Source organism: Metapseudomonas resinovorans (assembly GCF_002003485.1).
GTDB lineage: Bacteria > Pseudomonadota > Gammaproteobacteria > Pseudomonadales > Pseudomonadaceae > Metapseudomonas > Metapseudomonas resinovorans_D.
In genome coordinates, this window is the sequence record NZ_BDMA01000035.1 from 24,988 (window position 1) to 35,130 (window position 10,143).

10 protein-coding genes and 2 tRNA genes are annotated in these 10,143 nt (G+C 63.8%); 6 read left to right on the forward strand and 6 right to left on the reverse strand.

All coding sequences use genetic code 11. The features are described from left to right. Positions 1 to 13: 13 nt before the first annotated feature. From MnOB_RS11025 to MnOB_RS11050, 6 genes are all read right to left on the reverse strand, one after another. Positions 14 to 955, reverse strand: a complete 942-nt coding sequence (locus MnOB_RS11025) for a ribose-phosphate pyrophosphokinase (protein WP_028629917.1) — start codon at positions 953 to 955, stop codon at positions 14 to 16. 86 nt (positions 956 to 1,041) lie between these two features. Continuing rightward, positions 1,042 to 1,116, reverse strand: a tRNA-Gln gene (locus MnOB_RS11030). 60 nt (positions 1,117 to 1,176) lie between these two features. Next, positions 1,177 to 1,251, reverse strand: a tRNA-Gln gene (locus MnOB_RS11035). A gap of 32 nt (positions 1,252 to 1,283) precedes the next feature. Beyond that, positions 1,284 to 2,135: a 4-(cytidine 5'-diphospho)-2-C-methyl-D-erythritol kinase gene (ispE, locus tag MnOB_RS11040; RefSeq protein ID WP_077524270.1), complete on the reverse strand. Its 852-nt coding sequence runs from the start codon at positions 2,133 to 2,135 to the stop codon at positions 1,284 to 1,286. 1 nt (position 2,136) lies between these two features. Further along, the gene (lolB, locus tag MnOB_RS11045) at positions 2,137 to 2,754 is read right to left on the reverse strand and encodes a lipoprotein insertase outer membrane protein LolB (RefSeq protein WP_077524271.1); all 618 of its coding nucleotides are present in this window, start codon (positions 2,752 to 2,754) and stop codon (positions 2,137 to 2,139) included. A gap of 3 nt (positions 2,755 to 2,757) precedes the next feature. Beyond that, positions 2,758 to 4,488, reverse strand: a complete 1,731-nt coding sequence (locus MnOB_RS11050; RefSeq protein WP_077524272.1) for a tetratricopeptide repeat protein — start codon at positions 4,486 to 4,488, stop codon at positions 2,758 to 2,760. A 187-nt stretch (positions 4,489 to 4,675) separates the two neighbouring features. Here MnOB_RS11050 and hemA point away from each other — a divergent pair, with 187 nt between their 5' ends. From hemA to MnOB_RS11080, 6 genes are all read left to right on the forward strand, one after another. After that, positions 4,676 to 5,950 carry a glutamyl-tRNA reductase gene (gene hemA, locus MnOB_RS11055; protein WP_077524273.1) on the forward strand — a complete coding sequence of 425 codons (1,275 nt, stop codon included), beginning with the start codon at positions 4,676 to 4,678 and terminating at the stop codon, positions 5,948 to 5,950. Then, a complete protein-coding gene (gene prfA, locus MnOB_RS11060) occupies positions 5,947 to 7,029 on the forward strand; it encodes a peptide chain release factor 1 (RefSeq protein ID WP_077524274.1) in 1,083 nt (360 codons plus the stop codon). The genes hemA and prfA overlap by 4 nt, the downstream gene beginning before the upstream one ends. Position 7,030: 1 nt before the next feature. Continuing rightward, entirely contained in the window at positions 7,031 to 7,861 is an 831-nt protein-coding gene (gene prmC, locus MnOB_RS11065; protein WP_077524275.1) for a peptide chain release factor N(5)-glutamine methyltransferase, read from the forward strand. After that, a complete protein-coding gene (locus tag MnOB_RS11070) occupies positions 7,855 to 8,610 on the forward strand; it encodes a molybdopterin-synthase adenylyltransferase MoeB (protein ID WP_077524278.1) in 756 nt (251 codons plus the stop codon). Before prmC ends, MnOB_RS11070 begins: the two co-directional genes overlap by 7 nt. Next, entirely contained in the window at positions 8,603 to 9,394 is a 792-nt protein-coding gene (murI, locus tag MnOB_RS11075; RefSeq protein WP_077524276.1) for a glutamate racemase, read from the forward strand. Before MnOB_RS11070 ends, murI begins: the two co-directional genes overlap by 8 nt. 103 nt (positions 9,395 to 9,497) lie before the next feature. Beyond that, positions 9,498 to 10,013, forward strand: coding sequence for an acyloxyacyl hydrolase (locus tag MnOB_RS11080; RefSeq protein WP_077524277.1), 516 nt, complete (start codon positions 9,498 to 9,500; stop codon positions 10,011 to 10,013). Positions 10,014 to 10,143 lie beyond the last annotated feature (130 nt).

Sequence of the window (10,143 nt, forward strand, 5' to 3'; positions counted from 1 at the left end):
CAGGGATGGCCGCTTAGCGGAACATCGCGCTGATCGATTCCTCATTACTGATGCGGCGAACCGCTTCAGCCACAACCGGCGCGATATCCAGCTGACGGATACGCGAGCAGGCTTGTGCCGCGGCGGACAGGGGGATGGTGTTGGTCACCACCAGCTCGTCCAGCACGGAATTTTCAATGTTCTCGATGGCACGGCCGGACAGCACCGGGTGGGTGCAGTAGGCGTAGACCTTGGCAGCGCCGTGGTCCTTCAGGGCCTTGGCAGCGTGGCCCAGGGTACCGGCGGTGTCGACCATGTCGTCGACCAGCACGCAGGTGCGGCCTTCGACATCGCCGATGATGTGCATGACTTCGGACTGGTTGGCCTTCGGACGACGCTTGTCGATGATCGCAAGGTCAACGCCGAGGGACTTGGCCACGGCACGGGCACGAACCACGCCGCCGATATCCGGGGAAACGATCATCAGGTTCTCGAAGCGCTGGTCTTCGATGTCATCGACCAGGACCGGGGAACCGTAGATGTTGTCCACCGGAATGTCGAAGAAGCCCTGGATCTGGTCGGCGTGCAGATCGACGGTGAGTACACGGTCGATGCCGACGACGGTCAGCATGTCAGCCACTACCTTCGCGCTGATGGCCACGCGGGCGGAACGCGGACGGCGATCCTGGCGGGCATAGCCGAAGTAGGGGATGACCGCAGTAATGCGGGAAGCCGAGGAACGGCGGAAGGCGTCAGCCATTACCACCAGTTCCATCAGGTTATCGTTGGTCGGTGCGCAAGTCGGCTGGATCAGGAAGACGTCCTTGCCGCGGACGTTTTCATTGATTTCAGCACTGATTTCGCCGTCGGAGAACTTGCCTACGGAGGCATCACCGAGGGGAATATGCAGTTGACGTACGACGCGACGCGCCAGATCGGGGTTGGCGTTCCCCGTGAAGACCATCATCTTGGACACGCGCAGTACCTGCCGGCTGAGGGTAGACCTGATGAATCAAAAAGCCGTTCAAAGGCCGTGGGCTTTTGAACAGCTTTTCAAGTGTATGGCAGGGGCGGCTGGATTCGAACCAACGCATGGCAGGATCAAAACCTGCTGCCTTACCGCTTGGCGACGCCCCTATGTGTGCAACTCGCTATGCAGGATATTCGTTTCGTTGTACGCATGACCCAGTGGGTTAATGGCAGGGGCGGCTGGATTCGAACCAACGCATGGCAGGATCAAAACCTGCTGCCTTACCGCTTGGCGACGCCCCTGTATCGTACAACCGAATGCCTTGCATTCCTTCTCAAGCCATACCTTGAAGCTTGCGGTGCAACATGGAGATGTTGCGGCCTTGGGCGACAAAGCTCGGCAGAGTGGCCGGAAGTTGGCGGCGAACTTTATCAGCATCGCCTTTGTTTGGGAAGCTCCCAAACACACAAGCTCCAGTGCCGGTCAATCTAGCTGAAGTGAATTTATTCAACAAGATCAGCGCGTTACGTACATCTGGGTAACGCTTCTCGACCACCGGCTGGCAGTCGTTACGACCGCCCCCCTCAAGAAGGCTGCGAACTTTAATGGGCGGCGAATTCCGTGTCAACTCAGGATCGGAGAAAACTTCTGCTGTGCTGACAAAGACTTGCGGTACAGCAACGAGGAACCACGGCTCTGGGAGTTCAACCGGCGTCAGCTGTTCGCCGACGCCTTCAGCAAAGGCCGCGCGCCCGCGCACGAAGACCGGCACATCGGCGCCCAGCGTAAGTCCGAGGGCGGCCAGTCGATCCTCGCTCCAGCCCAGGTTCCACAGGCGATCGAGGGCGAGCAGGGTGGTCGCGGCGTCGGAGCTGCCACCTCCGATCCCGCCTCCCATGGGCAGGCGCTTTTCCAGCCAGATGTCCGCGCCGAGTCGGCAGCCCGACTCGGCCTGGAGCTTGCGCGCCGCGCGGACAATCAGGTTGCTGTCATGGGGAACGCCGGGCACGTCGGTTCGCAGGTGGATTTCACCGTCGTCGCGCAAGGCGAAGCCCAGTTCGTCACCGTGGTCGAGGAACTGGAAGAGGGTCTGCAGTTCGTGATATCCGTCGGCCCGACGGCCGAGGATGTGCAGCATCAGGTTGAGCTTGGCCGGCGCCGGCAGGACGAGTTGCGCATCCTGCATGTCACTGGCCGAGCTGGCGTGGCTGCCAGTCCTTGATCACGAGGGTGACGTCGAGGTTCTCGCCGCTGAGTTTGATGCGCTCGGGCAGGGTGTAGCCGTTCTGCTCGACGTAGCTCAGGTACTGCACCTTCCAGCCATCCTGCTCGAGGCGGGCAAGGCGGCTATCACCGTCGAGTGTCAGGCGGCTGCGGCTGTCCGGTGCGGGTAGGCCGCGTACCCACCAGAGCAGGTGGGAAACGGGCAGGCGCCAGCCGAGTTGTTCTTCGAGCAGCGCCTCGGGGGATTCAGCCTGGTAGCGACCCTGGTTGGCCACTTCCAGCTCGATATTGCCCGGGCGGCCAGTCAGGCGGGCCGCGCCGCGACCCAGCGGGCCGGACAGGCGGATGTCGTAGTAGTCCCGGCGCTGCAGCCAGAACAGGGTGCCGCTGCCGGAATCCTTGGGTGCACGGATGCCCACCTTGCCGCTGATTTGCCAGCCATCGAGGGTACTGACCTGTTCCTTGTGGGCTTTCCAGGTGGCCTGGTTACCCTGGCCTTCGAGGGTTTCGCGCGGGGCGAGGGCGGAGCAGCCGGTGAGCAGGACTAGCGCACCGACGGCCAGGAGATTACGTAAACGCATGGATCAGAGGTTTCCGGAGCCAGTCAGGCGTTGCAGGGTGTCACGGAGGATGTCGCTGTCGGGCTGCTTCTGCAGGGCATCTGCCCAGACCTTGCGGGCTTCGACCTGTTTGCCCTGGGCCCAGAGCACTTCGCCGAGGTGGGCAGCCACTTCGTGGTCGGGGAACTCCTGCAGTGCCTGGCGCAGCAGCCGTTCGGCTTCCGACAGGTTGCCCATGCGGTAATTCACCCAGCCGAGGCTGTCGAGGATCGCGGGGTCATCCGGGTTGAGCTTGTGCGCCTGTTCCACCAGCTTCCTGGCTTCGTCGTAGCGCGTCGTGCGGTCGGCGAGGGTGTAGCCAAGGGCGTTCAGCGCCATGGCGTTTTCCGGCTCACGCTCGATGATGAAGCGCAGGTCCTTTTCCAGTTGGGCCAGGTCGTTGCGCTTCTCGGCCAGCATCGCTCGGGTGTAGAGAAGGTTGAGGTCGTCCGGGAACTGCTGAAGACCCTGATGGATGACTTTCCAGGCGCGTTCCGGCTGTTGGCGCTCGGCCAGGCTCTCGGCTTCGATCAGGTAAAGCTGGATAGCGTAATCGGGCTGGGCATCGCGGGCCTTGGCCAGGCGGGCCTCAACCTCATTGGCACGGCCGCTTTCCAGGAGGATTTCCACCTGACGCACCTGCGCTGGCAGGTAGTCGTTGCCGGGTCCGACCAGCGCGTACTCGATCAGAGCACTTTCTTTGTCGCCGCGCTTTTCGTAGACCTGGCCCAGGTTGAAGTGGGCGGAATCGACGTGGCTGCCGCGCTCCACCAACTCTTCCAGGTAGACCTGGGCTTCGTCCCAGGCTTCACCTTCCAGGCAGACCAGTGCCAGTGAGTAGCGGAGGTCGTCGTCGTCGGGGAACTGTTGGACCAGGCCAGCAAACTCGGACTTGGCTTCGTCCAGGCGGTCCTGCTCCACCAACATGCGGGCGTAGGTCAGGCGCAGGCGCTTGTCGTCCGGGTGCTGCTTGATAGCTTTCTGCAGCAGCGGCAGGGCCTCATCGCCACGCTTGAGGCTTTGCAGCAGGCGAGCACGAAGCAGGATCGGGGCGATTTCCTTGTCGTTGGCGGGGACGCCTTCGAGCAGGGTGAGGGCTTCTTCGGTGCGACCGTCCTGTTGCAGCAGAACGGCCTTGCCGAACACAAGCTGACTGTTGTCGGGGTGCTTGGCCAGAAGGCGGTCGAAGCTCTGCAGCAGGCCGGCGCGGGTATCGGCGTCGGTTTCCGCGGCGGAGAGTGCGAGGAAGTCGAAATGGGTGTCGCCCTGGCCCTGGAGCACTTTCTCCATATAGGCCATGGCTTCGTCGTAGCGCCCTGCACGGGCCAGCTGCACGGCAGCAGCGCGCTGGGCGTCGAGGTTGTCAGGGGCGCTCTTGGCCCAGATCAGCGCGGAATCCAGGGCTGCCTGGTCGGCGCCCAGGTATTCGGCGATACGGAAGGCGCGCTCGGCCACGGCCGGATCCTGGGTGGCGTTGGCCTGTTGCACATAGTTGCCGAGGGCGATGTCGAAGCGATTGCGTTGCCCGGCCAGTTCAGCGGCGAGCAGTGCGTAGAGGGTTTCGCGGTTGAACGAGCCATAAACCTCGGGCTTGGCGGGCGCGGAGGCCTGGTTGCCTTCCTCGACCGGTGGAGTGCCGTCCGGGGACTTGTGGGTCAAGCTCTGACAGCCGCCGAGGAACAGCAAGGCGGTCAGCAACGCGAGGGATTTATTCATATAGGAAGGAAGGGGCTAACCAGCGAGTGGCCCATCATGACACAAGCCGTCAGGCTAGCACATGGGGCGGGAGCCCAACCTGCGGCGGGGCAAAACCTGCGCGGGCAGACAATTATCGGCGGTGGTTGTCGTTGTTCGGGTGAAGTAGGACAATTGCGCGCCCTCCTGTTTCAGTTAGCGACCCTGCATGGCCTTCATTGCTCTTGGTATCAACCACAAGACCGCCTCGGTGGACGTCCGCGAACGCGTGGCCTTTACCCCCGAGCAGCTGGTGGAGGCCCTGCAGCAGCTGTGTCGCATCACGCCCAGCCGTGAGGCGGCCATCCTCTCCACTTGCAACCGCAGTGAGCTCTACCTGGAGCAGGATCACCCGAGCACCGATGAAGTACTCGCCTGGCTGGCCGGCTATCACAACCTGAGCCTGGAAGAGCTGCGCGCCTGCGCCTACGTGCACCAGGACGATGACGCCGTTCGCCACATGATGCGGGTTGCCTCCGGGCTCGATTCCATGGTCCTCGGCGAGCCGCAGATCCTCGGCCAGATGAAGTCCGCCTACGCCGTTGCGCGCGAGGCCGGCACCGTCGGCCCGCTGCTCGGCCGTCTGTTCCAGGCGACCTTCAGCACTGCCAAGACGGTGCGTACCGATACCGCCATCGGTGAGAACCCGGTTTCCGTGGCCTTCGCTGCCGTCAGCCTGGCCAAGCAGATTTTCTCCGACCTGCACCGCAGCCAGGCGCTGCTGATCGGCGCGGGTGAAACCATCACCCTGGTCGCCCGCCATCTGCATGAGCAGGGCGTGAAGCGCATCGTCGTCGCCAACCGCACACTGGAACGCGCGAGCATCCTCGCCGAAGAGTTCGGTGCCCATGCGGTGTTGCTGGCCGACATGCCCCAGGAGCTGGTCAACAGCGACATCGTCATCAGCTCCACTGCCAGCCAGTTGCCCATCCTCGGCAAGGGCGCGGTGGAGCGCGCACTGAAGCAGCGCCGGCACAAGCCGATCTTCATGGTGGACATCGCCGTCCCGCGCGACATCGAGCCCGAAGTCGGCGAACTGGACGACGTCTACCTCTATACCGTGGACGACCTGCACGAGGTGGTCGCGGAAAATCTCAAGAGCCGCCAGGGCGCGGCACAGGCCGCCGAAGAACTGGTAGGCGCCGGCGTCGACGAGTTCATGCAGCGCCTGCGCGAGCTGGCCGCAGTCGACGTGCTGCGTGCCTATCGCCAGCAGGCCGAGCGTCTGCGTGATGAGGAAGTGGCCAAGGCCCTGCGTCTGCTGCAGAACGGCACCTCCGCCGAGGAAGTGCTGGCGCAACTTGCCCGCGGCCTTACCAACAAGCTGCTGCACGCCCCCAGCGTGCAGCTGAAGAAACTCTCCGCCGATGGCCGCTTCGACGCGCTGGTCGTGGCCCAGGAACTCTTCGCCCTCGACGAGGGCTCGGATAAACGTTCGCAATGAAAGCTTCCCTGCTGAACAAGCTCGACCTCCTCCAGGACCGCTACGAGGAACTCACCGCCCTGCTCGGCGATGCCGAAGTCATCACTGACCAGGGCAAGTTCCGTGCTTACTCCAAGGAGTTCGCCGAGGTCGAGCCGGTGATCCTCGCCTTCCGCGAGTTCCGCAAGGTTCAGGGGGACCTCGAGGGCGCCCAGGCGCTGCTCAAGGACAGCGACCCGGACCTGCGCGAGATGGCCGAAGAAGAAGTGGGTCAGGCTCGCGAGCAACTGGTTGAGCTGGAGGATCGTCTCCAGCGCATGCTGCTGCCGAAGGACCCCAACGACGGTCGCAACGTCTTCCTGGAAATCCGTGCCGGCACGGGCGGTGACGAGGCGGCGATCTTCTCCGGCGACCTGTTCCGCATGTATTCCCGTTATGCCGAGCGCCAGGGTTGGCGTGTCGAGATCCTCTCCGAGAACGAGGGTGAGCACGGCGGATACAAGGAAGTGATTGCCCGCGTCGAAGGCGAGAACGTTTACGCCAAGCTCAAATTCGAGTCCGGCGCGCATCGCGTGCAGCGGGTGCCGGAAACCGAATCCCAGGGCCGCATCCATACCTCCGCCTGCACCGTGGCCGTGTTGCCCGAGCCGGACGAGCAGGCAGCCATCGAGATCAACGCCGCCGATCTGCGTGTCGATACCTATCGCGCTTCCGGCGCCGGTGGCCAGCATGTGAACAAGACCGACTCGGCAGTGCGGATCACCCACATCCCGTCGGGCATCGTCGTCGAGTGCCAGGAAGAGCGTTCCCAGCACAAGAACCGCGCCAAGGCCATGGCCTGGCTGGCGGCCAAGCTGAACGACCAGCAGGAAGCTGCGGCCCACAAGGAAATGTCCGATACCCGCCGCCTGCTGGTGGGTTCCGGCGACCGTTCCGAGCGCATCCGTACCTACAACTATCCGCAGGGCCGGGTCACCGACCATCGCATCAACCTCACCCTCTACGCGCTGGACGACGTCATGGCCGGCAGCGTCGAGGCCGTGATCGAACCGCTGCTCGCCGAATACCAGGCTGACCAGTTGGCAGCCCTGGGAGACTGACGTGACCATCATCGCCAGCCTCCTCGGCGAAGCCCGCCTGCCGGACTCGCCCACCCCGCGCCTGGACGCCGAACTGCTGCTGTCCGCCGCCCTCGGCAAGCCGCGCAGCTTTTTGCACACCTGGCCGGAGCGCGTGGTTTCCAGCGAAGTGGCCGAACGCTACGCCAGCTTCCTGGAGCGTCGTCGCACCGGCGAACCGGTCGCCTACATCCTTGGCCACCAGGGCTTCTGGAGCCTGGACCTGGAAGTGGCCCCGGATACCCTGATTCCGCGCCCGGACACCGAATTGCTGGTGGAAACCGCCCTGGCAGTGCTGCCAGCGAGCCCGGCCGACGTACTCGACCTGGGCACCGGGACTGGCGCCATCGCCCTTGCGCTGGCGTGCGAACGCCTGGGCTGGAAGGTCACCGGTGTCGATCGCATTTCCGCCGCTGTGGCGCTGGCCGAGCGCAACCGTGCGCGCCTTCGCCTGAACAACGCCCGCTTCGTCGAGAGCCACTGGTTCTCCGCCCTGGGTGGGCAACGATTCGCACTGATCGTCAGCAACCCGCCCTACATTCCCGCCCAGGACCCGCACCTGGTCCAGGGCGATGTGCGCTTCGAACCCTCCAGCGCCCTGGTAGCCGGAGCGGATGGCCTGGACGACATTCGCCGGATCATCTCCGACGCCCCCCGGCACCTGCTGCCGGGGGGCTGGCTGCTGCTGGAACACGGTTACGACCAGGCGCCGGCCGTGCGCGACCTGCTCGTTCAGCACGGCTTCCAGCAGGTGGAGAGCCGTCGCGACCTGGGCGGTCATGAACGTATTTCCCTGGGGCAATGGCCATGCTGAGTGACCAGGAACTCCTGCGCTACAGCCGGCAGATCCTCCTGCCGCAGATCGACATCGATGGTCAGCTGCGCCTGAAACAGGGCCGTGTCCTGATCGTCGGCCTCGGCGGTCTGGGCTCGCCGGTGTCCCTCTACCTGGCCGCTGCCGGCGTGGGTGAGCTGCACCTGGCGGACTTCGACAGCGTCGACCTGACCAACCTGCAACGGCAGATCGTCCACGACAGCAACAGCGTCGGGCTGAGCAAGGTCGACTCGGCCATGGCCCGGCTTGCCGCGCTGAACCCCGAGGTCCGTCTGGTGCCGCATAGCCGCGCGCTGGACGTGGACTCCCTGGCCGCCGCAGTCGCCGCCGTCGACGTAGTCCTGGATTGCACCGACAACTTCGGTACCCGCGAAGCGGTTAACGCGGCGTGCGTGGCTGCGGGCAAGCCATTGGTCTCCGGCGCCGCCATCCGTCTCGAAGGCCAGCTTTCGGTTTTCGACCCCCGTCGCGACGACAGTCCCTGCTACCACTGCCTCTACGGCCATGGCAGCGAAGCCGAACTGACCTGCAGCGAAGCCGGCGTGGTCGGCCCGCTGGTTGGACTGGTGGGCAGTCTGCAGGCGCTGGAAGCACTCAAGTTGATCGCCGGCTTCGGCGAACCCATGGTCGGCCGCCTGTTGCTGGTGGACGCCCTGGGCAGTCGCTTCCGGGAACTGCGAGTGAAACGCGACCCTGCCTGTGAAGTCTGTGGAGAGCGGCATGCCTGAAGCGGCGGTTGGGGTCTTCGACTCAGGCGTCGGCGGCCTTTCCGTACTCCGGGAAATCCGTACCTTGCTGCCCCGCGAATCGCTTCTCTACGTAGCGGACAGTGGTCACGTGCCCTACGGCGAGAAGAGCGCCGACTTCATCCGCGAGCGCAGCCACCGTATTGCCGAGTTCCTGCTCGATCAGGGCGCCAAGGCACTGGTGCTGGCTTGCAACACAGCCACCGTGGCCGCTGTGGCCGACCTACGGGAACGCTATCCACAGCTGCCTATCGTCGGCATGGAGCCGGCAGTGAAGCCGGCTGCGGCAGCGACGCGCAGCGGCGTGGTCGGGGTACTGGCGACCACCGGCACACTGAAGAGCGCCAAGTTTGCGGCATTGCTGGATCGGTTCGCGGGCGATGTGCGAGTCATTACCCAGCCCTGCCCAGGGCTGGTCGAGCGCATCGAGGCCGGCGACCTGATGGGGCCGGAAACGCGCTCCCTGCTGACGGCCTACGTCGAGCCGCTGCTGGCCGAGGGCAGCGATACCTTGATCCTCGGTTGTACTCACTACCCCTTCCTGCGCCCCTTGCTGCGCGAGATGGTGCCGGACTCGGTCAGCCTGATCGATACCGGTGCGGCGGTCGCCCGCCAGTTGCAGCGGCTGCTCGAGGCGCGCGGCTTGTTGGCGGAAGAAGAGGCCGAGGTCTGCCGCTTCTGGTCCAGCGGCGATCCATCGGCGATGCAGGAAATCCTGCCGATTCTCTGGGGCGAATCCGTCCGTGTGGACAGGTTTCCGGATTGATACAAAAGTCCGCCAGATGTCTTTCCCCGATTAAAAAGCTATCTATAATCGCCGTCAGATATTACGAATTTTCTGCCTGCACTTCAGAAAAAGGATTGGTTTCATGAAGAAGCTTTTCTGCTGGGCCGCCGCTGCAACCATTTCCCTCGGCCAGATCGTTTCCGCGCAAGCTGCGGACGTTTCCCTGGACATCGGCCAGACTGGCGAATCCACCATGGTGTATCGCCTGGGGACCCAGTTCGACTTCTCCAGCAGTTGGTTTCAGACCAATGTAGGGCGTCTGACCGGTTACTGGGATGCCGCCTACACCTACTGGGAAGGTGATGAGAGCTCCAGCAACAACAGCCTTTCCTTCACTCCGGTGTTCGTTTACGAGTTCGCCGGTGAAACCGTGAAGCCATACGTCGAGGCTGGTATCGGTGTCGCCGTCTTCTCGGACACCGACCTGGAAGACAACGACCTGGGCTCCTCCTTCCAGTTCGAAGACCGCGTCGGCCTGGGCCTGCGCTTCGCCAACCAGGAAGTCGGCGTCCGCGCCATGCACTACTCCAACGCCGGCATCAAGCAGCCGAACGATGGCGTGGAGACCTACACCCTGCACTATCGCTTGTCCTTCTGAGGCGGATTTGCAGCACGAAGAACCGGGCCAGGCGCCCGGTTTTTTATGGTTCTTCACGGATTACCGGGGAAGGCGGCTTTGATTTTCATGAAAAAGAAGTCGCTGTCCCGATAGCCGTAGGCCATGCGCT

What these genes read in the sequence shown, in the direction of transcription:
- ispE (WP_077524270.1), bottom strand. Translation starts at nt 2,135, where the DNA reads ATGCAGGATGCGCAACTCGTCCTGCCGGCGCCGGCCAAGCTCAACCTG.
- lolB (WP_077524271.1), bottom strand. Translation starts at nt 2,754, where the DNA reads ATGCGTTTACGTAATCTCCTGGCCGTCGGTGCGCTAGTCCTGCTCACC.
- MnOB_RS11050 (WP_077524272.1), bottom strand. Translation starts at nt 4,488, where the DNA reads ATGAATAAATCCCTCGCGTTGCTGACCGCCTTGCTGTTCCTCGGCGGC.
- hemA (WP_077524273.1), top strand. Translation starts at nt 4,676, where the DNA reads ATGGCCTTCATTGCTCTTGGTATCAACCACAAGACCGCCTCGGTGGAC.
- prfA (WP_077524274.1), top strand. Translation starts at nt 5,947, where the DNA reads ATGAAAGCTTCCCTGCTGAACAAGCTCGACCTCCTCCAGGACCGCTAC.
- MnOB_RS11070 (WP_077524278.1), top strand. Translation starts at nt 7,855, where the DNA reads ATGCTGAGTGACCAGGAACTCCTGCGCTACAGCCGGCAGATCCTCCTG.
- murI (WP_077524276.1), top strand. Translation starts at nt 8,603, where the DNA reads ATGCCTGAAGCGGCGGTTGGGGTCTTCGACTCAGGCGTCGGCGGCCTT.
- MnOB_RS11080 (WP_077524277.1), top strand. Translation starts at nt 9,498, where the DNA reads ATGAAGAAGCTTTTCTGCTGGGCCGCCGCTGCAACCATTTCCCTCGGC.